The sequence below is a fragment of the Paraburkholderia sp. NMBU_R16 genome (assembly GCF_013282575.1).
Taxonomy (GTDB): Bacteria; Pseudomonadota; Gammaproteobacteria; order Burkholderiales; family Burkholderiaceae; genus Trinickia.
In genome coordinates, this window is sequence record NZ_JAAAYE010000002.1 from 1 (window position 1) to 26033 (window position 26033).

The 26033-nt window shown below is 64.2% G+C and carries 23 protein-coding genes; 4 read left to right on the forward strand and 19 right to left on the reverse strand.

Features of this window, described 5'->3' with window-relative positions; translation table 11 throughout:
- Window positions 1-75: 75 nt before the first annotated feature.
- From GWC77_RS00890 to GWC77_RS00925, 8 genes are all read right to left on the reverse strand, one after another.
- Window positions 76-954 (reverse strand): patatin-like phospholipase family protein, encoded by an 879-nt coding sequence (locus tag GWC77_RS00890; RefSeq protein ID WP_173254953.1) that lies wholly within the window; start codon window positions 952-954, stop codon window positions 76-78.
- A 120-nt stretch (window positions 955-1074) separates the two neighbouring features.
- Entirely contained in the window at window positions 1075-1524 is a 450-nt protein-coding gene (locus tag GWC77_RS00895; protein WP_173254955.1) for a YchJ family protein, read from the reverse strand.
- 64 nt (window positions 1525-1588) lie between these two features.
- On the reverse strand, window positions 1589-2719 hold the full coding sequence (locus GWC77_RS00900; protein ID WP_173254957.1) for an acyl-CoA dehydrogenase family protein: 1131 nt from the start codon (window positions 2717-2719) through the stop codon (window positions 1589-1591).
- Window positions 2720-2801: 82 nt separating this feature from the next.
- Complete coding sequence (locus tag GWC77_RS00905) at window positions 2802-3482, reverse strand: SDR family oxidoreductase (RefSeq protein WP_173254959.1); 681 nt, start codon at window positions 3480-3482, stop codon at window positions 2802-2804.
- Window positions 3483-3558: 76 nt separating this feature from the next.
- Entirely contained in the window at window positions 3559-4764 is a 1206-nt protein-coding gene (locus GWC77_RS00910) for an acetyl-CoA C-acetyltransferase (RefSeq protein ID WP_173254961.1), read from the reverse strand.
- Window positions 4757-5527: a carbonate dehydratase gene (gene can / locus GWC77_RS00915; RefSeq protein WP_173254963.1), complete on the reverse strand. Its 771-nt coding sequence runs from the start codon at window positions 5525-5527 to the stop codon at window positions 4757-4759. Before can ends, GWC77_RS00910 begins: the two co-directional genes overlap by 8 nt.
- Before the next feature lie 96 nt (window positions 5528-5623).
- Window positions 5624-7459, reverse strand: coding sequence for a bifunctional isocitrate dehydrogenase kinase/phosphatase (gene aceK, locus GWC77_RS00920; RefSeq protein WP_173254965.1), 1836 nt, complete (start codon window positions 7457-7459; stop codon window positions 5624-5626).
- Entirely contained in the window at window positions 7456-7872 is a 417-nt protein-coding gene (locus tag GWC77_RS00925) for a MerR family DNA-binding transcriptional regulator (protein WP_173254966.1), read from the reverse strand. The genes aceK and GWC77_RS00925 overlap by 4 nt, the downstream gene beginning before the upstream one ends.
- Before the next feature lie 163 nt (window positions 7873-8035).
- Between GWC77_RS00925 and GWC77_RS00930 the strand changes: the two genes are divergently transcribed.
- Window positions 8036-9115 (forward strand): MBL fold metallo-hydrolase, encoded by a 1080-nt coding sequence (locus tag GWC77_RS00930; protein ID WP_173254968.1) that lies wholly within the window; start codon window positions 8036-8038, stop codon window positions 9113-9115.
- On the opposite strand, the gene trpS is transcribed toward GWC77_RS00930, so the two are convergent.
- From trpS to GWC77_RS00950, 4 genes are all read right to left on the reverse strand, one after another.
- Entirely contained in the window at window positions 9103-10104 is a 1002-nt protein-coding gene (gene trpS / locus GWC77_RS00935; RefSeq protein WP_173254970.1) for a tryptophan--tRNA ligase, read from the reverse strand. The two genes, GWC77_RS00930 and trpS, sit on opposite strands and share 13 nt — an antisense overlap.
- 133 nt (window positions 10105-10237) lie before the next feature.
- The gene (locus GWC77_RS00940) at window positions 10238-11533 is read right to left on the reverse strand and encodes an RNA polymerase sigma factor (protein ID WP_173254972.1); all 1296 of its coding nucleotides are present in this window, start codon (window positions 11531-11533) and stop codon (window positions 10238-10240) included.
- Window positions 11534-11548: 15 nt separating this feature from the next.
- Window positions 11549-11980 (reverse strand): YciI family protein, encoded by a 432-nt coding sequence (locus GWC77_RS00945; protein ID WP_173254974.1) that lies wholly within the window; start codon window positions 11978-11980, stop codon window positions 11549-11551.
- A 107-nt stretch (window positions 11981-12087) separates the two neighbouring features.
- Complete coding sequence (locus GWC77_RS00950) at window positions 12088-12441, reverse strand: YciI family protein (RefSeq protein WP_173254976.1); 354 nt, start codon at window positions 12439-12441, stop codon at window positions 12088-12090.
- A 215-nt stretch (window positions 12442-12656) separates the two neighbouring features.
- On the opposite strand from GWC77_RS00950, the gene GWC77_RS00955 reads away from it, so the two are divergent.
- Window positions 12657-14231, forward strand: coding sequence for a tetratricopeptide repeat protein (locus tag GWC77_RS00955; RefSeq protein ID WP_173254978.1), 1575 nt, complete (start codon window positions 12657-12659; stop codon window positions 14229-14231).
- Window positions 14232-14305: 74 nt separating this feature from the next.
- Here the strand turns inward: GWC77_RS00955 and GWC77_RS00960 are convergent, their stop codons facing one another.
- From GWC77_RS00960 to argS, 5 genes are all read right to left on the reverse strand, one after another.
- Complete coding sequence (locus tag GWC77_RS00960) at window positions 14306-15889, reverse strand: ABC transporter substrate-binding protein (RefSeq protein WP_173254980.1); 1584 nt, start codon at window positions 15887-15889, stop codon at window positions 14306-14308.
- A gap of 249 nt (window positions 15890-16138) precedes the next feature.
- Window positions 16139-16921 carry an SDR family oxidoreductase gene (locus GWC77_RS00965; RefSeq protein ID WP_367948980.1) on the reverse strand — a complete coding sequence of 261 codons (783 nt, stop codon included), beginning with the start codon at window positions 16919-16921 and terminating at the stop codon, window positions 16139-16141.
- A 7-nt stretch (window positions 16922-16928) separates the two neighbouring features.
- On the reverse strand, window positions 16929-17570 hold the full coding sequence (locus GWC77_RS00970) for a thiol:disulfide interchange protein DsbA/DsbL (RefSeq protein ID WP_173254984.1): 642 nt from the start codon (window positions 17568-17570) through the stop codon (window positions 16929-16931).
- A gap of 24 nt (window positions 17571-17594) precedes the next feature.
- Entirely contained in the window at window positions 17595-18389 is a 795-nt protein-coding gene (locus tag GWC77_RS00975; RefSeq protein WP_173254986.1) for an SPOR domain-containing protein, read from the reverse strand.
- Between the two features lie 100 nt (window positions 18390-18489).
- A complete protein-coding gene (argS, locus tag GWC77_RS00980; protein WP_173254988.1) occupies window positions 18490-20271 on the reverse strand; it encodes an arginine--tRNA ligase in 1782 nt (593 codons plus the stop codon).
- 275 nt (window positions 20272-20546) lie between these two features.
- Here argS and GWC77_RS00985 point away from each other — a divergent pair, with 275 nt between their 5' ends.
- On the forward strand, window positions 20547-20873 hold the full coding sequence (locus tag GWC77_RS00985; RefSeq protein ID WP_173254990.1) for a DUF1840 domain-containing protein: 327 nt from the start codon (window positions 20547-20549) through the stop codon (window positions 20871-20873).
- Window positions 20874-21013: 140 nt separating this feature from the next.
- Here the strand turns inward: GWC77_RS00985 and GWC77_RS00990 are convergent, their stop codons facing one another.
- Window positions 21014-22837, reverse strand: a complete 1824-nt coding sequence (locus tag GWC77_RS00990) for an NEL-type E3 ubiquitin ligase domain-containing protein (RefSeq protein WP_173254992.1) — start codon at window positions 22835-22837, stop codon at window positions 21014-21016.
- Between GWC77_RS00990 and GWC77_RS00995 the strand changes: the two genes are divergently transcribed.
- Window positions 22836-23093, forward strand: coding sequence for a hypothetical protein (locus GWC77_RS00995; RefSeq protein WP_173254994.1), 258 nt, complete (start codon window positions 22836-22838; stop codon window positions 23091-23093). The genes GWC77_RS00990 and GWC77_RS00995 overlap by 2 nt on opposite strands.
- A 221-nt stretch (window positions 23094-23314) precedes the next feature.
- Here the strand turns inward: GWC77_RS00995 and metH are convergent, their stop codons facing one another.
- A complete protein-coding gene (metH, locus tag GWC77_RS01000; RefSeq protein WP_173255143.1) occupies window positions 23315-26032 on the reverse strand; it encodes a methionine synthase in 2718 nt (905 codons plus the stop codon).
- Between the last annotated feature and the right edge of the window lies 1 nt (window position 26033).

Genomic DNA, 26033 nt, shown 5'->3' on the forward strand with positions numbered 1-26033 from the left:
AAAGGCCAAATGAAGGGTGACCACGCCACTCGAACGGTCGCCGCGCAGTTCTATTCGCTGCTTATGTAAGGACTCCTAAGCGAATCGCCGCTTGCTCGTCATGGCTCCGTTATCGCGACACAACCCTGAGGCGAGCGACCCTCTGGTTTGCTCCATCGCGTCCAGCATGGCCCGCATCGGTTGGGTCCGGGCCGTGTATTGGAGGTCCTGCATGACGGACGCAATCCCGGTCGAATCGACGGGCACCGTGCCGGGTGCCCGCCAGAGATCGAGCGCAATGACGAGCGTCGGAACCTGCGGCCAATCGAGCAGCAGACACTCGAGCGGCGTATTCGAGATCAGGCCGGCATCCCAATAGTGCGTGCCGTCGATTTCGATAGGCGCGAACCCGGGCGGTAATGCGCAACTGGCCAGGACATGCTCGGCCGTGAGCCGCGTACGCCGGTTATCGAAATAGACACATTGCCCGCTGCGCACTTCCACCACACCGAGCGACAGGCGCATCGAGCGTGCATCGTTGATGCGATCGAAATCGGCGAACCGTTCGAGCGTGTCGCGCAGCGGCGAGACGTCGTACCAGCTCTCGAATTCCGAGCCGTAATAGCGCTGCATGAAGGTCGGCACAGCCTTGGGCCGAAAAAAGCCCGCGCGGCCCCGCACGAAAGTGCTCCATGCCCGCAGCGCCGGAGGGTAGGGCAGCGCGGGCTGACTGATCGTCTCCCAGAACGCGCGCAGTCGCTCGAGCCGGCGCTCGGGAGGATTGCCGGCGAGAACGGTGGCGTTCAGTGCGCCGCTCGAAATGCCGACGGCCCATGCGGGTTCGATGCCGGCGGCTTGAAGCGTTTCGTACGCACCGCACTGAAAGCTGGCCAGTGCGCCGCCGCCTTGCAGCAGCAGCGCGATCTGAGTGGGCGCGAGCGCGGGCGCATCGGAGCGTTGGGCGGATCGGGGCATGGGACGTGACCGTTTTGGATTCTGAGCTTGTCACTGTGCCTGAGCGGCCGACGCGCCGGAGCGCGAAAATTCGCGGATTTGCCCCGTGCGGACCGCGTATCGCGGCGCTTGCCTCGAGAGTCAGCGCTCGCTCACATCCCCATCGACATAGCGCCATCGGCCGTCGTCCGAGCGCGCGAAACGGCTGAGCTCGTGCAGCCGATGGCCGCGCCCGCCCTGCTTGAACCGAGCGACGAATTCGACGCATTCGTGAGCCGCATCGAGCACCTCGTGGCGTTTGATCTGCAGCCCTAACCAGTTGGGCGCGTCGGGCGCCGACGGATCGACATCGAGATCGCGTGGGCAGGTGGCGGTTTCCCACGTTGCACGCAGATACGCCGTATCGCCGAGTACGTAGGCCGTATAGCGCGAGCGCATCAGTTCGAGCGCATTGGGCGCGTGGGCGGCACCGCTCAGATAGCGGCCGCAGCACTGCGCGAAAAGCGGGGCTTTCGCTGTCGGCGCACGGCCTGGCGCGGCGCCGCCGCACGGACAGACAGTCGTCGTAGCTTCGATTCGATCAGCCTTCATCGGATAGACGTATTACCGGGCAAGCGCGGCGCGCAGAAGGCCGCCGCGCGGCCGAGCGGAGTACTCAAGCGAGCCCTCGCGCGATCAAGATCTTCTGGATGTCGCTCGTACCTTCGTAGATCTGGCAAACCCGCACATCGCGATAGATGCGCTCCACCGGAAAATCGGTGACATACCCGTAGCCGCCGAAACTCTGGAGCGCGGCCGAGCAGATCCGTTCAGCCGCTTCCGACGCAAAGAGTTTCGCCATGGCCGCTTCGGTCAGACACGGCAGTCCCGCGTCTTTCAGCGACGCGGCGTGCCAGACGAGCTGGCGCGCGGCTTCGAGTTGGGTGGCCATTTCGGCGAAGCGGAACTGCACGGCCTGATGATCGAAGGTTCGTTGCCCGAAGCTCTCACGCTCGCGGGCATAGGCCAGAGCCGCGTCGAACGCGGCGCGCGCCATTCCCACGCTTTGCGCCGCGATGCCGATGCGCCCGCCCTCGAGCCCCGAGAGCGCGATCCGGTAGCCTTCGCCTTCGACGCCGATGCGGTTGGCGACCGGAATGCGGCAGTTCTCGAAGACGATCTGGGCCGTGTCGGACGAGTGCTGGCCGAGCTTGTCCTCGAGCCGCGCAACGATATAGCCGGGCGTCGCCGTCGGTACGATGAACGCGCTGATGCCTCGCTTGCCGGCTGCCTTGTCGGTCACCGCCAGCACGATGGCCGCGTCGCCTTCTTTGCCGCTCGTGATGAACTGCTTCACGCCATCGATGACGTAGCTGTCGCCATCGCGTCGCGCCGTCGTGCGCAATGCCGACGCGTCCGAGCCCGCCTGCGGCTCCGTCAGGCAAAACGCACCGAGCATCTCGCCACGCGCGAGCGGGGCAAGCCAGTCGCGCTTTTGCGCGTCGTTTCCATAGGTCAGCAAGATGCTGCACACCGGGCAGTTGTTGACGGAAATCGCGGTCGACGTCCCGCCGTCGCCTGCCGCGATCTCTTCCAGAATCAGCGCCAGCGCGAGTGCGTCGAGCCCCGCGCCGCCGTGTTCGGGTGGCACCATGACGCCGTACGCGCCGAGTTCGGCGAGCTGGCGATGCACGTCTTTCGGAAAGGTGCGGTCGCGATCCCAGGCTGCCGCCTGCGGCAGGATGGCATCGCGCACGAACGTGCGCACCGCATCGCGGATCATCGTGTGATCCTGATCGAGCACCATTGAATCTGTCTCCTCATCGATAACGATTCGACTCGCCTTTGTCATCGGGCAAGTCGGTGCGCGGCGTCTACCCGCGCGAGTCTCACCAGTCGATCGTCGTCCCGTCGTACTGCACGAAGTGCCCGTTGAATGCTTTGCGCGCGGCACCCGCTTGCGCGATCACGTTGCGCATGCCGGCCACGCTCGATGCAGGATCGAGCGCGGCTTGCGCACCGCCCATGTCGGTCCGTACCCAGCCGGGATGCAGTGCGATGCAGCTCGCGTGGCGCGTTTGCAGCGCGGAGATGCGTACCGCGCAATTGAGCGCCGCCTTGCTCGTGCGATAAAGCCAGCCTGTCGTGCCCGTTGCCTCGCCGATGCTGCCCATGCGGCTCGACAGCACGGCCAGAACCCCTTCTACCGATTCGACGAGCGGCAATAGCACGGGCATCAGCAGCATGGGCCCGCGCACGTTCGTCGTCATGACGTAGTCGAAGTCTTCGACCGAGAACGCTTCGACGCCTTCCGTCTGCGGTCCGTAGACGCCGGCCGCGATGATGGCGACATGCAAGCGCTCGCCCGCGAGTCGGTCCGCGAAGGCGGCGATTTCGTCGGGCTCCGTCGTGTCGAGCGAAACGGCTTCCGCGCCGAGCGTGCTTTCGAGTGCTCCGAGCGATCCGCCATCGCGCGCCGTGGCGATGACGCGCCAGCCTGCCTCGCGGTATTGACGGACGAACTCATGGCCGATGCCGCGCGATGCGCCTACGATCAATGCTGTTCTCATGTCATTCGTCCCTCGGAAAGCGCCGCCGCGGACCGCTACGCCTTTGGCAGGTCGGCGCGCAATGAACGCTCGAAGATCAGACGATCTCGATACCCATGGCGGTCGCCTCGCCGCCGCCGATGCACAAGCTGGCGACGCCGCGCTTGCCGCCGTACTTCCTGAGCGCGCCGATCAGCGTAACGAGGATGCGAGCACCCGATGCGCCGATCGGATGGCCGAGTGCGCAGGCGCCGCCATGCACATTGACCTTCTCGTGCGCAATCGCATGCTCGCGCATCGCGGCCATCGTGACGACGGCGAACGCTTCGTTGATCTCATACAGATCGACGTCATTCGCCTGCCAGCGGTTTTTCTCGAGCAGCTTGCGGATCGCGCCGACGGGGGCGGTGGTGAACTTCGACGGTTCTTGAGCGAAAGTCGAATGTCCGACGACGCGCGCAAGTGGGGTGAGCCCGAGTGCCTCGGCGTGTGAGGCCCGCATCATCACGAGCGCCGCTGCGCCATCCGAAATCGACGACGAGTTGGCTGCGGTGACGGTGCCCGTCTTGCTGAAAGCGGGCTTGAGCGTTGGAATCTTCTCGAGGTTGGCCTTGAACGGCTGCTCGTCGCGCGCGATGGTGGTCTCGTCGCCCTTGCGGCCCGCTACTTTCACGGGCGCGATTTCCCACGCGAACGAGCCGTCTTCGTTGGCGCGTTTCGCGCGCACGAGCGATTCCACGGCGAACGCATCCTGCGCCTCGCGCGAAAATCCGAACGAGGCCGCGCATTCCTCGGCGAACGTACCCATCAATCGCCCTTTGTCGTACGCGTCTTCGAGGCCGTCGTAGAACATGTGATCGATGACCTGCCCATGCCCCATGCGCATGCCGCCGCGCGCTTTCGGCAGCAAATAGGGCGCGTTGGTCATGCTTTCCATGCCGCCCGCGATCGCGACGTCGACCGATCCGGCCGCCAGCATGTCGTGCGCGAACATGGCCGTGCGCATGCCCGAGCCGCACATCTTGTTGACGGTCGTGCAGCCGGTCGAGAGAGGCAGTGCCGCGCCGAGCGCGGCTTGGCGCGCCGGTGCCTGGCCGAGGCCCGCCGGCAGCACGCAGCCCATCAGCACTTCGTCGATGGCCTCCGGCTTCAGGCCCGAGCGTTCGAGCGCGGCGGCAATGGCGGCCGCGCCGAGCTGAGGTGCCGTGAGCGATGCAAGCTCTCCCTGAAAGCCCGCCATCGGGGTGCGGGCCGCGCCCACGATCACGATCGCGTCGCGAGCGTTTGATTTCGCGTCAGTCATGTTTGATCTCCTGGATGACACCTTCGACGACGGCGCTCAGCTTTTCCAACTGGGCGGCGTCGGCGGCGACCATATCGTTCGCGTTCGAGCCGGCCCCTTTGGCCGACAGCGCGGCGATACAACGTTCGTAAGTCGCACCCACCATCTCGGCGTTCGAAATGGTCATGCCGAGATTGCGCATGCGTCCATCGTGCACGCCGTAGGTCCACCCGTGAACCGTCAGCGGTTGGCTGCGGGCCCAGGCATCGTTGACGATGGTGGTGCGGCAGACGTTGACGACCTGCTCGATGGTGTTCAGTTCGACGAGACGTCGATGACGTACCTCTCCCATCGGCCATTCGTCGAGCAGCGCCGCGTGTTTGGCTCGCACGTCATGAATGTGGTGCAGCCAGTTATCGGCCAGACCCACGCGCCGATCGAAGAGCGCCGCACCCACCCCCGAGCAGCCGTAATGTCCGACGACCATGATGTGCTTGACCTTGAGCAGATCGACGGCGAACTGGATGACCGACAGACAGTTCAGGTCCGTATGCACGACCACGTTCGCGATATTGCGATGGACGAACACTTCCCCCGGCGGCAAACCGATGATCTGGTTCGCCGGCACGCGCGAATCGGAGCAGCCGATCCACAGGTACTCGGGCGTTTGCTGGTCCGCCAGGCGCGAGAAGTACTGCGGGTCCTCGGCGAGCTTGCGCTCGACCCACGCCTGGTTGTTGACGAAAAGCTGTGCGAGGGGGTGGTTTTGGTCGATTTCGTTCATAGTCGGATCAGTGGTTGGACCTCGGCGTAGCGGCGTGTGCATGCCGCGGCGTTGGACGGGCGCTTCATCGTTCCGGGGACGAACAGCCCCGGCCGTTCACGCTGCCTGCTTGTCGTCATCGGACGCATTGCTGCCCGCTTCGCCCTCGGTTTCGCCGGCCGGGCGAAAACGGTGGGGGTAGCGGTTACAAAAGCGCACGCTCTGGTCATAGGGGAAAAAGTCGGGCAATTCGCCCCTGAGAAGCAGCTCCTTGTGTTTTTGCCACAAGGCGGGGTCGAAGAAGTCCGCATGGTGGCGTAGAAAATGGCGACGCACGGTAGGGTCGCCGAGCAAGAACGTGCCGTACGTTTCGGGAAAGATGTCGTTCGGACCGACGGTGTACCAGGGCTCCGCCGAAAGCTCGTCTTCCTCGGTTTGCGCTTGCGGCACATGGCGCACGTTGCAATCGGTCAGATACTCGATTTCGTCGTAATCGTAGAAGACCACGCGCCCGTGCCGCGTCACGCCGAAGTTCTTATAGAGCATGTCGCCGGGGAAAATATTCGCCTGCATGAGCTCCTTGATCGCATCGCCGTACTCCTTGATCGCATGATCGATGTCAGCCTCCGTTCCGTTTTGCAGGAACAGGTTCAGCGGCACCATGCGGCGCTCGATGTACAGATGGCGGATGATGAGGCAGTCGCCCTCGTATTCGATCATCGAGGGCGCTTCCCTTTCGAGCTCGCGGATCAGGGCGTCGTCGAGCCTCGACAACGGCAGTGCGACGCTCGAATATTCGAGCGTATCGGCCATGCGTCCCAGACGATCGTGCCGTTTGACGAGCAGATACTTTTCCTGGATCCGCTCGCGGGTCGTGTCCTTCGGCGGCGGAAAGTAGTCCTTGATGAGCTTGAAGACGTACGGAAAAGACGGCAGCGTGAACACGATCATCACGAGCCCCTTGATGCCGGGCGCGATGATGAAGTGATCGCTCGAATGCGAGAGGTGCTTGAGCAGGTCGCGATAAAAAAGATTTTTGCCCTGCTTTTGCAGGCCGAGCGACGTATAGATTTCGGCGTTCGGTTTGCCCGGCATCAGTGTGGCGAGAAAGTCCACGTACGCCGACGGCACTTCCATGTCGACGAGAAAGTACGAGTGCGAGAAGCTGAAAATGATCTGCAACTGCTCGCGCTTGAGCAGGACCGTATCGAGCGCGAGCACGCCGGGACGTACGTGGCGGATCGGCACCGCAAACGGCAGCAGCACCTCGCCGTTGATGATCCGTCCGACGATGTAGGCCGCCTTGTTGCGGAAGAAAAGCGACGACAGCACGTGCACCTGGAAGTTGAACGCCTCCGAAAACGCACCGTAGGTATCGTGAATCATGTCGATGATGCAAGCGACGTCGCGCGCGAGGTCATCGAACGGAATGTCGAGCTGGAAGTTCGTGACGATGCGCTCGAGTGTTTTCGCGAGACCGTCCTTGCCCGGGTAATAAGCGCGATAGGTCGGCTTGGCCGCGGGCTCCTCGTTCTCCAGATATTCGGTCGAGATGACGGGGCGCACGAACAGGAAGTCGTTGTTGAAATACGAACGGTGCAAAATCTTGCAGCAGACCGAATTGAAGAACGTTTCCGCGCACTCGGGCTGCAGATGATGCGTGAGCAGTCCGATGTAATGAAGCTTGATCTGCTGCCAGACTTCATCGTCGATATTTTCCGCGTCGTATTCGTCCTCGAGCCGCATCACGCATTCGTCGACGCGATTGTCGTACGAGGCGATGCGATCCCGGGCGAGCTTTTGCAAGCCGTGCCAGTCTCCCGCTTCGAAAAGCGTCTTCGCATGCACGGCCGCTTCCCGAAACGCGCCATAGTGGCGGTTGAATCCCTCGAGGATCGACTGCGCGACATCGAAGCCGATCTGCGAGGACAGCAGTTTCGGAAACTGATTCATGAGCGCTCCGCCTCGCTGGCTTCGTTCGTCTCGCTCTCGGCCAGCATCGAGCGGCACTGCGCCTCGTACTGCGCGAGGTCCTGAAGCGTTGCATTCAGATCTTCGAGCTGCTTTTCGAGCACGTCGCGATGCTGTGCGATGGTGGCGAGAAACGCCTGCAATTGCGGCACGGTGTCGGTCGGCGATTCGTAGAGGTCCAGCAAGTTGCGAATCTCCGAGAGCGTGAACCCCAAGCGCTTGCCGCGCAGCGTCAGCTTGAGCCGCGTGCGGTCCCGATTCGAATAGACGCGGCGCAGCCCGCTCGAACCTTCGCGGCGCGGCGCGAGCAATCCCTGATCTTCGTAGAAGCGGATGGCGCGCGGTGTGACGGCGAATTCTCGCGCAAGCTCGGTGATCGTGTAGTGCTGGCTCATAGGTCGGGATCGACCGAACGCCTGCGGCAACGGCCGCGAATGACGTTTCGGGCAGATCGGGTAAAATCGATCGACGTTTACGTTATCGTCAACTTCCGCAAAGCGCAACTGGCACGGTTTTCCGAGGGCGCGGCGACGGGACGGCCAAGAGAGTTTTCGACTGATGAATATCCTCGAGCATCAACTCGACTATCCGTTCGGCGACACGCTCGTCGAGCCGGGGCACACGCGTGAAGTCGCACCCGGCATCTATTGGCTGCGCATGCCGCTGCCGTTTGTGCTCGATCACATCAATCTGTGGCTGCTGCGCGATGAAATCGATGGGCGCGAAGGATGGACGGTCGTCGATTGCGGTATCGCCGACGAAACCATCAAGGCGCATTGGGAAACGATCTTCGATACGCAGCTCGATGGGTTGCCCGTGCTGCGCACGCTCGTCACGCACTGCCATCCGGATCACCTCGGGCTGGCCGACTGGATTTGCAAGGGCGGTGCGCGCGAGCGCTGGGACGTGCGGCTCTGGATTACACTCGGCGAGTACATGTTCGGGCGCGTCATGGCTGCGGGCGACGGCTCCAACGCCGGAGGTGCGGGTGCGGCGCGTCATTTCGCGCGGCATGGGCTCGCCGATGAGGACGCACTGGAGAAGCTGCGCAATCGCCGCGACTACTACAGCAGGCTCGTACCGTCGATTCCGTCGCAGTTCCGCCGGCTGCGCGACGGCGATAGCTTGAGAATCGGTGCGCATGAATGGCACGTGGTGGCCGGCTACGGCCATTCGCCCGAACACTGCGCGCTTTTCAGCAAAGACGCAGGCGTGCTGATTTCGGGCGACATGGTGTTGCCGCGCATTTCGACCAACGTGTCCGTGTTCGATATCGAGCCCGAGGGCAATCCGCTCGCGCTTTACCTCGAATCGCTGGGCCGCTACGAGCCGATGCCGGCCGACACGCTCGTGCTGCCTTCGCATGGACGGCCGTTTCGAGGGCTCGTCACGCGCATCGCGCAATTGCGCACGCATCACGATGCGCGTCTTGCGGAAGTGCGCGAGGCGTGCGCGCGTGCGCCGCAATCGGCAGCCGAGATCGTGCCCATGATGTTCAAGCGCGCGCTCGACGTTCACCAGTTGACGTTCGCGATGGGCGAAGCGCTCGCGCACCTCAACTTGCTTTGGCTGGCGGGCGAGCTCGAACGGGTGGAAGGAGCGGACGGCGTTGTGCGGTTCAGTATTCAGAACGCGTAAAGACCGAGCGCCGATTTGACCCACTCGAGGGTTTGCTGCGTCACGACGCGAGCCAGCATCGTACCGTTGCGAACGATGTCCCGCACGGTGTCCGGGTCGGCGGCATAGGCGGCGCGACGCTCACGCAGCGGGGCGATGACATCGATGAGGATGGCTTCGAGCCGTTGCTTCAGCACGCTGTCGCCGAGCCCACCGCGCCGATAGCGTGCCTTCAGTTCGTCGAGTTCGGCCTTGTCCGGATCGAACGCATCGAGGTAGGTGAAAACCACGTTGCCTTCAACGCGGCCCGGATCCGAAATGCGCAAGTGGTTCGAATCCGTGTACATCATCTTGACCGAGTGGCGGATCTCGTCGTCGCTGGCCGACAGCGCGATGGCGTTGCCCAGCGACTTCGACATCTTGGCTTTTCCGTCGATGCCGGGCAGCCTGCCGAACTCGGAAAGCAGCGCCGTTGCCTCGGGGAGGAGATTTCGTCCCGACTGGCGGTTCAGGCGCCGCACGATCTCATTGGTTTGCTCGATCATCGGCAATTGATCCTCGCCGACCGGTACCACGGTGGCGCGAAATGCCGTGATGTCGGCAGCCTGGGCGACGGGGTAACAGAGAAAGCCTGCCGGAATGTCGCGGGCGAACCCGCGGGCGTGAATTTCGTCCTTTACCGTCGGATTACGTTCGAGCCGCGCGACGGTGACGAGGTTGAGGTAGAGCATCGTCAACTCGCTGAGCGCCGGCAATTGCGATTGCAGACAGATGGTGACCTTGGCTGGGTCCAGGCCGACTGCGAGATAGTCCAATGCCACTTCGTCGACGTTGCGCGTAACGCGGGCCGGATCGTTCATATTGTCGGTCAACGCCTGAGCGTCGGCGATGAGCACGAACTGGCGATGGCTGTCCTGCAGCGCGACGCGATTACGCAACGAGCCGAGGTAATGGCCGATATGAAGGGGGCCGGTCGGGCGATCGCCGGTCAGTATCGTGGGCTTGTCCATGGTCGATGATGTCGCTTCTGAGGTCGCCCCCACATTGTGGTCGCTCCCAGCGGACCGGGACCGTAGAACTTTCTGACTTTGCGGCGCAACGCCGACGGCCGCCACGCCCCGGGGGGACGCGCAGGTTCCACCCTTAGCCGCCGCCGGCGCCAGCCTCGCTCATTTGCCTGGCCCGTTCGAGCAACAATTCGCGCTCGCGTCCGTTTTGCGTCATCGCGGCGGCGCGTTCGAATTCGGCGCGGGCCGCCTCGTGTCGGCCGAGCTTCGCGAGCAGGTCGCCGCGCACGCTCGGCAGCCAGTGATAGCGCGCAAGCGACGGCTCGCCCGACAATTGCTCGACGACGGCGAACCCTGCTTCGGGGCCGAACGCCATTCCCACCGCCACCGCGCGATTGAGTTCGACGACCGGCGAAGGCGCGACTTGCGCCAACGCATCGTAAAGCGCGACGATTTGGGCCCAATCGGTTTCGGCGGCGCTATGCGCCCGCGCATGGCAGGCCGCAAGTGCCGCTTGCAGTGCGTAGGGCCCCAGCGTGCCGCCGAGCGACTCCGCCCGCTCCAGTGCGGCCAGCCCACGCCGAATCAGCAGCGGGTCCCAGCGCGAGCGATCCTGATCGGCAAGCAGAACAGGACGTCCGTCCGCATCGGTGCGCGCGTGAAGCCGCGACGCCTGCAATTCCATCAGTGCCACGAGCCCATGCACTTCGCTTTCTTCTTTTGCCAGTTCGGCAAGGATGCGGCCGAGTCTCACCGCTTCATCGCATAGCGCGGGACGCATCCAGTCGTCGCCCGCCGTCGCCGCATAGCCTTCGTTGAAAATCAGATAGATCACTTCGAGGACCGACGCCAGTCGCGTTGCGCGTTCGTCGGCCCGCGGTACTTCGAACGGCACTTTGGCGGCGGAAAGCGTCCGTTTCGCTCGGACGATGCGCTGCGCGATCGTCGACTCGGAGACGAGAAACGCGCGTGCGATCTCATGCGTCGTGAGCCCGCCCAGCAGCCGCAAGGTCAACGCCACGCGGGCATCGGTCGACAGAACCGGATGACAGGCTGTGAACACGAGGCGCAAGAGATCGTCGCCGATGTCGTCCGCGCGCGCGGCATCGAGCCCGTCGACGAAATCGGGCGTGATATGGGCTTCGAGCGCGTCGAGGTCGCGGCCGATCGCTTCGTGCTTGCGCGCATGCAGCGCATCGAGCCGCAGCTTATCGAGCGCCCGGTGCTTGACCGTGGCCATCAGCCAGGCACCGGGATTGTCGGGCACGCCTTCGCGCGGCCAATGTTCTAGCGCGGCCACGAGCGCATCCTGCGCCAGTTCCTCCGCCACGCCGATATCGCGCACGAGCCGCGCGGCATGCGCCACGACGCGCGCGGCTTCGATGCGCCAGACGGCCTCGATTGCGCGGTGCGTCGCGTTTGTCGTTTCCATCGTGCTCACCGTCGATCAGCGCCGCGTCGTCTGGCGTTCATGGTCGTGCGCTGCTGCGCCGGCGGTGGCCGGCTCGAAGTCTTCCAGCTCGAACACCTCGCGCACTTCGATCGTTCCTTCTTTCGTTTCGCCGAACGGCGCGGGGAAACGCCGGGCCCATTCCATCGCCTCTTCGCGCGAGCGGACCTGAATCATCGTATAGCCCGCGATGAGCTCCTTCGTTTCGGCGAACGGGCCATCGATCACCGTGCGCTTGCCGTTGGAATAGTGCACGCGCCAGCCTTCGGCGCTGGGCTTCAGACCGTTCGCGTCCAGCAGCACGCCGGCCTTCGCCAGCGCTTCGTGATAGGCGGCCATCTCGGCCATCACTTTCGCGTCGACGCCTTCGCCGGGCCGTGTCTGCGCCTCGCTCGCCCCCGTCGCTCTCACCATGATCATGAATCGCATCGCATCGCTCCTTTATCGTTGACGACCCACGAGCCGCGGGCCTCCTTCGATACGACGATTCGGATGCGACCGGCTCGACGTCAACGGACTCGATCAAGGGATAACCCCTATTCGTAGCAAGGGGCGAGGCGCCGTACCTCGACCGTGCACCATTGCGCCGCCGGGCATTCGGCGGCGATGGCGATGGCTTCTTCCTCGCGATCGCAATTGAGCAGGTAAAAGCCGCCCACCATTTCCTTCGCTTCGGCGAACGGACCGTCGACCAGACGCCGTTCTCCGTCGCGCACCTGCACGCGCACGGACTCTCGCTGGTGTGCCAGCGCTTGGGACGCGACGAGCATGCCGCGGGAATTGAGGTCGTCGGCGAAGCGAAGCATGGCGTCGTAGGCGGCGCGCCCTTCTTCGGGCGTGCGTTCATCGCGCTGATCGGTGGGCTCGACGATAAGGAGCAGGTACGACATGGTGGACTCCGGGAAAAAGGCGCGGCGCGTCTGCTCGCACCTGAAAAGTGCACCAAGCATAGAACACCGGCGCGCGGCGTGCCATCAACCGCGCAAGCAGCCCTTTGCCGATGCGCTCGCAGTCGGCGCAGCGCGCACTGACCGATCGCAGGCTGCCGGCTGCCATCGGCTAAACTGCTTACCCGCCGTGCAACGTTCCCCTTTCTGCCCGCCTCATGACCGACCGCGCTCACCCGTCCGACTTCGATGCCCGACTCCAAGCCGCTTATGCGCATTTTCGCGATTCGCGTCTCGACGAAGCGGCCGCGCTGCTGCGCGAGGCGATCGAGGCCGATCCTCGCTGCGGCGACGCGCTGGAAGGGCTGGCCTATATCGCGGGGCGGCAAGGCGACGCGAATGCGGCGGCTGACTACTTCGAACGCGCGCTCGCATCGTTGCCGGCCACTGCCGTTCGCTGGCACGACGCGGGCCTCGCCAACCAGGCGGCGGGGCGGCACGCGCGTGCGCTGGCCTGCTTCGACGAAGCGCTTGCGCTATCGCCGCGTGCCATCGCGACGCTCCATGCGGCGGCACGCTCGGCCAGCGAGATCGAGGACCATGAGCGCGCCGCGAGATTGCTATCCACGGTGCGCGATCTCGAACCCCGGGCCTGGCAAAGCCACTACAACGTCGGCCGCGCGCTCGGCCTCGCGGGCCGCTACGAAGAGGAAATCGCCGCCTACCGCCGCGCGATCGAGATCGATCCGAAAGCCGTGGTCGCCTACATCAATCTCGGCGTTGCGTTGCGCGATTTGCATCGGTTCGACGAAGCGTTGCGCATGTTCAAGAAGGCCGTTCAGCTCGATCCCGATCATCCAGGCGCGCGCACCAACCGCGCGCAGACGAACCTGCTGCTCGGCCAGTTCGAGCACGGTTGGCGCGAATACGAATGGCGCTGGAAAGACGGCGAGCAAGTGCCGCCGCCCTGGCCTGACCCTTGGCGCGGCGAGTCGCCGGTCGCGGGCAAGACGGTACTCGTTTTCAACGAGCAGGGCTTTGGCGATACGTTGCAGTTCGTGCGTTACGTCGATTTGCTGACAGCGAGCGGCGCACGCGTCGTCTTGCGCGTGCAGGACGCACTGCTCGAGCTCGTGTCCGATTACCGCGGCGCGGCCGCAGTCATCGGGGAGAGCGAGCCGCTGCCCCCGTTCGACCTGCATTGTCCGCTGCTGAGCCTGCCGTTCGCCCTGGCCGCGCATCGCGCACCGATTCCTGCCGACATTCCCTATCTGCACGCCGATGGGGCAAAGCGGGCGCGATGGCGTGAACGCCTTGCGGCTTCGAATGGGCGGCTGCGCGTCGGCGTGGCCTGGAGCGGTAATACCGGCAACCTCAACGGCCGCCATCGTTCGACTTCGCTCGAGGCATGGCAACCCGTGTTCGACGCGTTCGCGGAGCGCGCGAGCTTCGTATCGCTCGTCAAGGATGTGAGGGCCGAGGATCTCGCGGTGCTGCGAAACGCTTCGGTGCTCGACGTCTCCGAAGATTTGCATACCTTCGCCGAAACGGCGGCGCTCATCGCCGAGCTCGACCTCGTGATCAGCGTCGATACCGCCGTCGCGCACTTGGCCGGCGCGCTCGGCAAGCCGGTATGGGTTCTGTTGTCCTATACGCCGGACTGGCGCTGGGGTCTCGAACGATCCGAGACGCCGTGGTATCCGGGCGCGCGATTGATACGACAGCCTGCGCGCGGCGATTGGGGCTCCGTCATGAATACGGTACGGGACGACTTGGCGGCAATCGCCGGTTGAGCGCCGTCGACCTACGTCGGACGACACAGTGCGAGCCCCCGCCGCGCGCGGCAGGGGCTGTGGCTCGAATCGCGCTACTGGACCTGCACCCCATCGAAGTTCTGCCGTCCGAATGGACTGACGCGATAACCGCTGATGTTGGCCCGCGTAATCGCGGCCGCTGTCGGATAACCGAGCGGAATCCACAGCGCCTCGTCGTGAATGATCTTCTGGGCAGCCTCGTAGTCCTTGGCCCGCTTGGCCTGATCGGGGGTGGAACGCCCATCGGCAATCAGCTTGTCGAGTTGCGGATCGCAATAGCGCGAGAAGTTGATGCCGGACTTGACCGCATTGCAACTGAAGAGCGGCGTCAGATAGTTATCGGGGTCGCCGTTGTCGCCCGCCCATCCCATGAAGAGCAGGTCGTGCTGGCCCTGCTTGGCGTCCTTGATGAGCTGGCCCCATTCGATGACCTTGATGTCGGCTTTCACGCCTATCTTGGCAAGATCGGCCTGCAGGAGCTCCGCGCTGGCCTTCGGATTCGGGTTCAGCACACTGCCGGTCGGGCGCGTCCAGATCGTGGTTTTGAAGCCGTCCGGGAAGCCGGCGTCACGCAACAGCTTTTTGGCCTGCTCGATGTTGTATCCGTACGGCACGATCGACTTGTCATAGCTCCAGGTATTGGGCGGATAGGGATTCGTCGCCGGCTGGGCCGTATTGTCGAAGACGGTCTTCAGATAGGTGGTGCGATCGAAGGCCAGATTGAGTGCCTGCCTGACCTTCTCGTTGTCCAGCGGCTTGTGCTCGGTATTGAGCGCAACGAAGGCCGTCATGAAAGCCGGAGCTTCCACCACTTTCAGCGCTTTATCGGCCTTGGCGGCCGCCACGTCCTGCGGTTTGGGAGACAGCGCAATATCGCATTCGCGTGCCCGGACCTTCTGCGCGCGCACCGTCGCGTCGGGCGTGATCGCATAAATGAGCTTGTCGACCTTCGGCTTGGGCCCCCAGTACCGGGGGTTGGCGTCGTAGCGGATGAGCGCGTCCTTCGTGTAGCTCTTGAGCACGAACGGGCCGGTTCCGACCGGCTTGCCGTTGAGCTCGGTCTCCTTGCCCGCCTTGAGCAACTGATCGGCATACTCGGCGGAATAGACCGACGCGAATCCCATTGTCAGGACCGGTACGAACGTCGCATTCGGTTCATTGAGCTCGAACTTCACCGTCGAGTCGTCGACTTTCGTCACCGCTTTCACGAGCTTCACGAGGCCCATCGATTGCGCATGCGGAAAGCCGTTCGGACCGGCGACCTTGTGCCAAGGGTTGTTCGCATCGAGCATGCGCGAGAACGTAAAGACGACATCGTCAGCCGTGAGCGGGCGGGTCGGTTTGAAGTAGTCGGTCTGCTGGAATTGGACGTTCGGCCGCAGATGGAACGTATAGGTGAGGCCGTCGCCGCTGACGTCCCATTTATCGGCGAGTGACGGCACGACCTTCTTTTGCGCCTCGTCGTACGACACGAGCGTGTTGAAGATGACATCGGCCGAAGCATTCGTCGTCACGAGCGAATTGTATTGAACGACGTCGAAGCCGTCCGGGCTCGACTCGGTACAGACGGTAAGCGGCTTGGCAAGCGAGAGAGCCGGCAAGAGAGCCAGCAAGGCAGCGAGCGGTTTGACGCGCATGGGTTCTCCGAGTGAGCGATGCGTGATCCGCGGCTTGGCGCGGTTTAGCGCAGTTTCGTGCGTTATCGTATTCGTTCGTGCGCCCGGGCGCATCCGCGGTGTTCCATTTACTGTCGCGCGGCGCCCGGCCGCGGTCAGCTTAGACCAATGCCACGAGCGCGACAACGGCATGAAAACTATATCGATATATCGAAACAGGTGGGTGGCGATGCGCGAGCGCGGCGCGAGACCGCTTCGCGCCGGCCGCCCTCAGGCCGCCGGTTGGCGTGGCTTGCGCGGTGCCTTTTCGAAGATCGCATCGTAGAGGACGCGCGGCAGCAGCCTGAGCAAGACAGCGACGACGCGCATCGGCCAAGGAAAAACCGCGAAGCGCACTCGTCGCTCGATCGCGCGGGCCGCCTTTGCGGCGAAGCGATCGGCGTCCATGAGGAAGGGCATCGGATAGGGATTGCGGGCGGTCATGGCGGTACGGACGTAGCCGGGCGCGATGGTCACGACGGCAACCCCATAGGGACGCATTTCGACGCGCAGCGATTCGAGGTAGGCGAGGGCCGCCGCCTTCGATGCGCTATAGGCGCCGGAGCCGGGCAGTCCGCGTACGCCGGCCACACTGGCAATGCCGACGATCGTGCCGCGACGCGCCTCGCTCATTCGGGCCGCAAACGGCTCGAACGTGGCCGCCATGCCGTAGCAATTGACATCCATCACTTCGCGAAACGCGGCGAGATCGCCGTGCCCCGTCGCGACACCCTTACTCACGCCTGCATTGGCGATGACGATATCGGGCAGCCCGTGGGCGGCCATGAACTGCTCGGCTGCGTCGGCGAGCGCGCGTGCGTCGCGCACATCGGCGCGGTAGGCGGCAACAGCTGTAGCGGGAAAGCGGCGGGCGAATGCATCGAGTACTTCGGTGCGCCGCGCGACGAGGCCCAGCACGGCACCGCGGCGCGCATATTCGGTGGCGAGCGCGAGCCCGATGCCGCTCGATGCGCCCGTGATGAATACTTTGAGCGGTACGTCCCGTCGGCGCACAGCCGGCTTACATCTTCTTGGCGCGGACCTGCGCGACGAGCGCATCGAGCACGGTCAGCGTCCCGGGCAGGCTGTTCGTCTGCGCGGGACCGGTCACGTACTTGCCTTGAACGACGAGCGTCGGCACGCCGTCGATATCGTAGTCCTTGACCATCTGGGCGGCGCGATTGGTTTCGCTCGTAGTCGAGAACGAGTTGTAGGCGCTCAGGAACTTCTGCTTGTCGATGCCTTGCTTCGCGAGAAAATCCGCCTGCGTTTCAGGCGTGAGCAGGTAGTCCTTCTTCTGATGGATTTCGTTGAAGACCAGCGGCGTGAGCTTCTCTTCGACGCCGAGCGTCTTCAGCGCGTAATAGAGCTTCGTATGCGGGACGAACTCGGGACGGAAAGCGACCGGCACGCGTTTGAAGACGACATCCGGCCCCTGCTTCTTGATCCACGATTCGAGATATGGCTCGAACTCGTTGCAGTGTGGGCAGCCGTACCAGAAGAATTCGACGACTTCCACCTTGCCGGCGGGCACGTCCGCTGGCTGAGGCGTCTTCATGACGGTGTAGTCCTTGCCGGCGACGAGCGCCGCGGGCGCGGCTTGGGTGGCGCCGACGACGGCGAGGCCGAATGCGAACAGGAAGGAACGAATCAGTTTTTTCATGGCGGTCGCGTTGATCCTGATTATTTACTGTTTCGTGAAGCGAATGACGGCCGTATCGACGCCGGCTTCCGAGAGCCGTTGGCGCGTCGCGTTCATGTCCTCGAACTTCGAGAACGGTCCGATGCGCACGCGGTAGTAGGTCGTACCGCTTGCGTCGCGTTGTGTCACTTTCGATTCGAAGCCCTGGAAGGCCAGGCGTGCGCGCTGCTGCTCGGCATCGGCCGCGGTACGGTACGAGCCCACTTGCAGGAAGTATCCCGTATTGGCCTGTGCGTTCGCGGCGCTTGCCGCGGCGGGTACCGACGCGTTGTTCGCGTGCTGCGGTGCCGGCACGCTGCCGCCTGCCGGTGCGTTGGCCGTTTGCGGCGGCTTTTTCGTCGGAGCGGCCGCGCCGCCGTTTTGCTCGGCCTGCGGGGGCTGCGCCGGTGTCGCGCTCGTTGCCGACCCGGCGGGGGGGACCTCGACGATCTGCGGCTCTTCGAGCAGGCCGGGCGCGTTCGGCTTGCCGGCTGGGGCCGTCGACTGGCCGGGCGCCGTATTGGGCGGCGGATTCTGGGCTGCTTGCGGTACGGGCTGGCCGGGCGACTTGCCTTGCAGCGCGCGGTTCGGATCGTATTGTTGATCGGCGCCTGCGCCCGAGGCGGCGGGCGGCGCGACCTTATCGACGAATGGCGTGGGGGCGCGCGTGATGTAAAGCGCCACCACGACAGCGATCGCGAGTCCGACGATGAGTCCCAGCACGATGCCCAGGAAAGTGCTCCCCGTTTGCCTGGACTGCTTGGATGCGCTGCGTGGCGAAGTGCGGCTCGGTTTGGCCATTGTCTGAATCACCTGCGAAAGAAACCCGGAAAACCCGTCGACTGAAAGCGCGCGGCGAGCGGCCCCCGATTATAGCGATGAGCCGCCTGCCGCCTCGGCGTTACATTTTGGCCGGCGCCGACACGCCGATGAGGGCAAGACCGTTGGCGAGAACCTGCCGCGTCGCGGCGATGAGCGCGATGCGCGCTTCGCGCTCGGCGCGTTCGTCGACGAGGACGCGCTCGGCATTGTAGAACGAGTGGAATTCGCCTGCGAGTTCGCGCAGATAGAAGGCGATCGCGTGCGGGGCCAGCTCGGTGGCCGCATGCGCGAGCATGTCCGGGTATTCGGCGAGTTTCGCGAGCAGCGCCATCGCGCGCGCGCTCGTGAGCGGCGCAACGTCGCAGGTGCCGAGCGCGGCTTCGTCGCCGTTGAAGCGCGCCTTCCACTCGGCCAGTACCGACGAAATCCGCGCGTGCGCATATTGCACGTAATAGACGGGGTTTTCGTCGTTTTGCTTGAGCGCGAGGTCGACGTCGAAGACGAATTCGGTATCGGCTTTGCGCGAGATCAGGAAGAAGCGCACCGCGTCGCGCCCGCGCCGGATCGTCGCTTCGTCGAGCAGGTCGGGCGCCGCTTCCGAGCCCGGGGCCGCGCCGCCCGACCATTCGATCAGATCGCGCACGGTGACATAGCTGCCCGCGCGTTTGGAGATCTTGACCTCCTGGCCGTCGCGCATGACGGTCACCATCTTGTGCAGCACGTAGTCGGGGTAGCCCTGCGGGATGCCCACGTTCAATGCCTGCAGCCCCGCGCGTACGCGCGCGATCGTGCCGTGATGGTCCGAGCCCTGGACGTTGATGACCTTGGCGAAGCCGCGCTCCCATTTCGTGACGTGATAGGCGACGTCGGGCACGAAGTAGGTATAGCTGCCGTCGGACTTGCGCATGACGCGGTCCTTGTCGTCGCCATACTCGGTCGTGCGCAGCCACAGCGCGCCTTCCTGCTCGAACGTCTTGCCGGCCGCGATCAGTGCTCGCACCGTCTCGTCGACGCGCCCGTGCGTGTAGAGCGACGATTCGAGATAGTACTGATCGAACTTCACGCCGAATGCCTGCAGGTCCATGTCCTGTTCGTGACGCAGATAGGCGACGGCAAACCGGCGGATCGCGTCGAGATCCTCGGGGTCGCCCGCGCCCTTGACGGGCTCTCCATCCTTGGCCGCTACCGTCTCGCCGTTCAGGTAATCGCGCGCGATGTCGGCGATGTACTCGCCGTTGTACGCCGATTCGGGCCAGCCCGTATCGCCGGGCTTGAGCCCGCGTGCGCGCGCTTGCGTCGAGATGGCGAGATTGCGGATCTGCACGCCTGCATCGTTGTAGTAGAACTCGCGATGCACATCGAAGCCCTGGCTTGCGAGCAGGTTGGCCAGCGCGTCGCCGAGCGCGGCCTGCCGCCCGTGGCCGACATGCAGCGGCCCGGTCGGGTTGGCCGACACGAACTCGACGAGCACGCGCTGACCGGTCGCGCGCCTGGCGCGCCCGAATGCCTCGCCGGCGTTCAGCACGGCCGCTACCGCTGCCTGTTTGGCAGCACTGGCGAGGCGCAGGTTGATGAATCCGGGGCCCGCGATTTCGGCGCTTTCGATCAGATCGCGCGCGCCGGGCGCGGCCATCAGCGCGTCGACGATGCGTTGCGCGAGCTCGCGCGGGTTCGTCTTGAGCGGCTTGGCGAGCTGCATCGCGGCATTGCAGGCGATGTCGCCGTGCGCGGCCACCTTGGGCCGCTCGAGCACGATCGCGGGCAGCGCGGGCGCGGCGGCGGCGCCGTCCGGCTCGGTCGTGACTTGGCGAATGCTCGCGGCGAGCAGGGATTCAAGCGTTTCTTTCTGATCAGGCAGCATGCTGTTTCGTGCGAATCGAGTGAGGCGGTCCCGCGCGTGCGGACCGGCAGGGAGGCAGGCGCTCGCTTGCAAGCTGGCGGCGCGCCGAACGCAGCCGGCGCGAGCCCTGGACGTCGAATGACGGTGCGACGCACCATACCATGCGACGATGCGTTTTTCGGTCTAGCCGGATTTTAGCAGGTGCTAATATCTCGAATCAGAAGCCCTCGCGCGGGGCCGCCAGTCGGAGTGCGCCGGGGCGTTTCGATTCGACAGAAAAACGTAAGGAATGGCTCATGTTGATCACCTTCAAATGCCGCTCGGCGCCGGACGTCGTCATGCTGGAAAATCTGGCCCAGTACCTCGTCGGCATCGTCGGCAAGAAACTGGGCGAGCGCGGCGTCATCACCCATGACGAACTCGATGCGGCCATCGCGCGGCTCGAGGCGGCCATCGTCGTCGACAAGAAGGAAACCGCCGAGCACGAAGGCCATTTCCACGAGGGCGAGGAAGGCCACGAGCCGCACGAGTTGCCGATCGGGCTCGCTCAGCGCGCCTATCCGTTTCTGGACATGCTGCGCGCCGCAAAAAAGGAGAACACGGACGTTCTTTGGGGCGTCTGACCGAGTTCCCTGACGTGCGCCGTCGCCTCGACGACGATGCGGTAAGGGTCGTGACGAAGAACCCGCTTCAGGGCTGCATCGCCGAAGCGGGTTTTTGCCTTTGAGCGGAGTCGACTTTCGCGCGGCGGGCAACGCGTCTATCAGGCGTACTGCTGCAAAAGGGCGTTCTCCGCCTGTTGCTGGCGCGCCTCCAGTTCCCTGAAGGCCGCAGCATAGTCGGCTTGCTCCTCGATGTGCTCGTCGCCGGCCGGTGGGATCGGGCGATCATAGAGCGGATCGCTCGCGAATTTCTCCTCGAGCTTGTCGAACGCCTCGTGATGAATCAGCCGGATGCCCGCGCGCCAAGTGTCGTGGCCGAGGCGGTAGGCGCGCATGACTTCGGGATCGGATTCCTGGTTCAGAACGGCTTCCGCCATTTTCCGCAGGTCCTGCTTCGTCACGGCGCTCGACAAGTCGAACTGCAGGCTTCTTGGCGTGCTCTCCGGCAGGCGTAACTTTTTATAAAGCGCAGCCTTTGCATGAAGCATGGTTTCGACCGGCTCGTAGGTCAAGCCGATCCAGCGCCGGGCAAGGTCGTCGTGCGTTCGCAGCAGCACCAACTGCGCTTCCATACGCTGCTTCTCGTCGGCGGACAGTGCCCCGCTTTCCATCCCGCTATCCAGTTGTTCGCGTATGTTCTCCTGCGCGTCTCGGAGCCGGGCCAGCATAGCCATACGTTCGTGGTCCGAGCGGTGCGGTTCGACCGATTGATTCGCCAGTTGCCCCAATTCCGGCGATATCTCGTTCAAGGCCCGGCGGTGCTCGGGCAGCAGCCGGTTGCATTCGGCAAGCGTCTCCTCGATGAAGCGATGAACCTCGGTCTCGAGTGCCGACAGTCGGAATTGGGCGTGGGCCCACTCTTTCAACTCTGTCTCGCCCATCCGTCCGGCCTCGATCTCCGCCAGTACCTTGTGCTTCTGAACGGCGTTGACGATCGACGAAAAGCCCTCGGCGACATTGTCCGAGCATGAGCCCAGGGCGTTGACCGACATCGCGAAGACAAATTCGCGCAGTTCGACATCCTGCGAGATGGCATGCAAGACGTCGGTGCCCGCCCGCATCGTCGGGTGGCTGTGGAGATCGGGCGTTTCCGTGTTGACCACGTCTTCGAGGGTGCGGGCCAACACCCGGGCAAAGGCGCGGGCGCCTACCGCGTCATCGAAACGGCCGGCATCCGGCATCGCGGGCTGGCGCGCAAAATACAGAAAGCGGTTGATCTCGGCGCCAAGCGGCCGTTGCTGAGCGTCGATGTCGTCGGATGCCGATCCGATATGCGACGCAATGTCGGTCTCGCTTGCATCGACGCGATAGCCTTCTTCCGCAAGCCCGGCCGGACCGCCCGCACGCAGCAACAATCGCTCCAAGGGCGCGATCGTCCCTTCCCTGCGCGCATGATAGGCCAGTCGCGACGCCGCGACGTTCCGCAGATCCTCGCTGACTTGCGGATCGTCGATCATCTTCATGAAGTTGTTGAACGCAGTGGCGTACTCGGGGCGCTCTGCGCTGGCGTAGTACCTGTTGCGCGTTCTGTAAAGCAGCGGCAACGCCACCGGCGCACCCACGATCGTTGTCAGCGGGGCGGCGATGTTTCGGTACTGCTCGGTCTTGTATCTGAGCCGCTGCACCGGGCTATGCGTGCGCAACCGGGCCTGCTGTACCGACAACCACATGGTCATCGCCTGACGGGCCTCTTCGTCCGAGCCGGACCTGATCGTGAACGCGAGTGCCTCCTCCAGATCCGTGCGCTCCTGTGGCGTCAGCCCTTTCGCATAGAGGTACTGCTGCGACGCCGATTTCTTGAACAAACGTTTCTCGCGCTTGGCGGACAACGCCGACATATGCTGGATACCGTTGTGGACGTCCCAGTAGCCGGGGCTGCTGTCTGCGGCAACGGTCGTGTCGAGGCGCGCACGCGCCGCTGCCATGGCCGACGAGGAAGCCGCAGCCGTTCGCGAAGCGACATGCGTTGGCGAAGCGGCAGGCGTTGTCGACGGAGTTGGCGCTGGTGTTCGCGGCGACCTGTGCAAACCGGAGAGTGCGCTCAGCATCCCGCTCGCAGAGCGCCGGGCAGGCGATGAGGCGGGCGGCTCAGGCGATGGCGGTCGCGGCGGGCTGTGCCGGACAGGCGGCGTCGGCACGGCCGAATCCGTGATCGAGGGACTCGCGGTCGGCGAAAAGTGAAAACGAGGCATCGAGTGGCTCCCCTCGGCCGGAAACGCGTGGCCGGCGAGTGCGGTGTGTTTATGGGCCGGCATCGCGGGGGGAAAAGCCGCTTCACGCTGCCGTCTCCGCAATACTCGGAATGCATAAACTACCGCGTGGCACACCAGGCCTTTGGGGTGGGCCGACGAAATCCATCCTCGCTGGGCGAAACGGCGGCCGCCGACGGGCGGCCCGCCGGTTCAGAGCTGCGGCGCGAGCGCGCGTTCGGCGTCCGCCATGGCAAGGCCCATGCGGCGCGCGTAATCCTCCAACTGATCGCGGCCGATCTTGCCCACCGAAAAGTAGCGGCTATCCGGATGCGCAAGGTAGAACCCCGATACGCTCGCGGCCGGCAGCATGGCGAGTGAATCGGTCACGCTCATTCCCACTTCTTCCGCTTTGAGCACCCTGAAAAGATCGCGTTTGACGAGGTGATCCGGGCAGGCCGGATAACCGGGCGCGGGGCGAATCCCGGTATAGCGCTCGGCGATGAGCGCCTCGTTGTCGAGCGCCTCGTTTGCCGCGTAGCCCCATAGATCGCGCCGCACGCGCGCGTGGAGCGCTTCGGCGAACGCTTCGGCGAGGCGGTCGGCGAGCGCTTTGAGCATGATCGCGCTGTAGTCGTCGAGGTCGGCAATAAACTGCTTTTCCTTGACGTCGACGCCGATGCCGGCCGTGACCGCGAACAGTCCGATGTAGTCGGCGATGCCGGAATCCTTCGGCGCAATGAAATCGGCCAGCGACCGATTAGGCCGCATCACGCCATCGACGACAGGCCGCACGCTTTGCTGACGCAGGTTGCGCCAGGTCAGCGCAACCTCGCGGCGCGAGTCGTCGGTATAGATCTCGATGTCGTCGTCTCCGACGGTATTGGCCGGCAACAGTGCCAGCACGCCGTTCGCGCTGAGCCAGCGGCCCTGGATCAATCGCGCGAGCATCGTCTTCGCATCGGAGAACACGCGGCGCGCCGATTCGCCGACGATCTCGTCGTTGAGGATCGCGGGGTAGGGTCCCGCGAGGTCCCACGTCTGGAAGAAAGGGCCCCAGTCGATGTAATTCACGAGCTCGTTCAGATCGTAGTTCTTGAACACGCGCCGTCCGACGAGCTTTGGCTTCACGGGCTCGAAATGGGCCCAATCGATCTTCGCCTTGTTGGCGCGGGCCGCCGCGAGCGTGACGAGCGGCTGCGTCTTTCGGTTCGCGTGCTGCTGCCTGATCCGCTCGTACTCCGTCTTGATATCTTCGAGGTACCGGGCTGCGCCTTCGTCCGAGAGCAGGCTCGAGGCGACCGACACCGAGCGCGACGCGTCGGGCACGTAGACCACGGGCCCTTCGTAGTGCGGCGCGATCTTCACGGCGGTATGCACGCGCGAGGTGGTGGCGCCGCCGATCAAGAGCGGAATCTTCTTCACGCGAAAGTATTCGTCGCGCTGCATTTCGGACGCAACGTAGGCCATCTCTTCGAGGCTCGGCGTAATGAGTCCCGACAAGCCGACGATATCTGCGCCTTCGACCTTCGCCTTTGCGAGGATCTCGTTACACGGCACCATGACGCCCATGTTCACGACTTCGAAGTTATTGCACTGAAGCACGACCGAAACGATGTTCTTGCCGATATCGTGGACATCGCCCTTGACGGTGGCGATGACGATCTTGCCTTTCGCGCGCACGTCGCCGCCCGCTTCGGCCAGCAGCTTTTTTTCCGCTTCGATGAACGGGATCAGATGCGCGACGGCCTGCTTCATGACGCGTGCCGATTTCACGACCTGCGGCAGGAACATCTTGCCCTGTCCGAACAGGTCGCCGACGATGTTCATGCCGTCCATGAGGGGGCCTTCGATCACGTTGATCGGGCGTCCGCCCGCCGCGTCGATCTTCTGGCGCGCCTCTTCCGTGTCTTCGACGATGAACGTGGTGATGCCGTGTACGAGCGCGTGCGCGAGGCGTGCCTCGACGGGCTGATTGCGCCACTCGAGGTTTTCTTCCTTCTTCGCGGCGCCGGTCTTGAATCGATCGGCGATCTCGAGCAGCCGGTCGGTCGCATCGGCGCGGCGATTCAGGATGACATCCTCGACACGCTCGCGAAGCTCGGCGTCGAGATCGGCATACACGCCGAGCTGACCGGCGTTGACGATCCCCATGTCCATACCCGCCTGAATCGCGTGGTAGAGGAACACGGTATGGATCGCTTCGCGCACCGGATCGTTGCCGCGAAACGAGAACGACACGTTCGACACACCGCCGCTCACCTTCGCGTACGGCAGGTTTTGCTTGATCCAGCGCGTGGCCTGGATGAAGTCGACCGCGTAGTTACTGTGCTCCTCGATGCCCGTCGCCACCGCGAAGATGTTCGGATCGAAGATGATGTCCTCGGGCGGAAAGCCCACTTCATCGACGAGGATCCGGTACGAGCGCGCGCAGATTTGCGTCTTGCGCTCGAAGGTGTCGGCCTGGCCTTGTTCGTCGAAGGCCATCACGACGGCCGCGGCCCCGTAGCGGCGAATGAGGCGCGCGTGATGGCGAAAGGCGTCTTCGCCCTCTTTCAGCGAGATCGAATTGACGATGGCCTTGCCCTGCACGCACTTCAGGCCTGCTTCGATCACCTCCCACTTCGAGGAATCGATCATGATCGGCACGCGCGCGATGTCGGGCTCGGAGGCGATCAGATTCATGAAGCGGACCATCGCCGCTTTCGAATCGAGCATCGCCTCGTCCATGTTGATGTCGATGACTTGCGCGCCGTTTTCGACCTGCTGGCGCGCCACCGCGAGCGCCTCGTCGAACTGGCCGTTCAGAATCAAGCGCGCGAATGCCTTCGAGCCCGTGACGTTCGTGCGCTCGCCGACGTTGATGAAAAGCGCGCCGGTCGAGACATTGAACGGTTCGAGGCCGGCAAGGCGCATCGTGTGGTCGGTCATG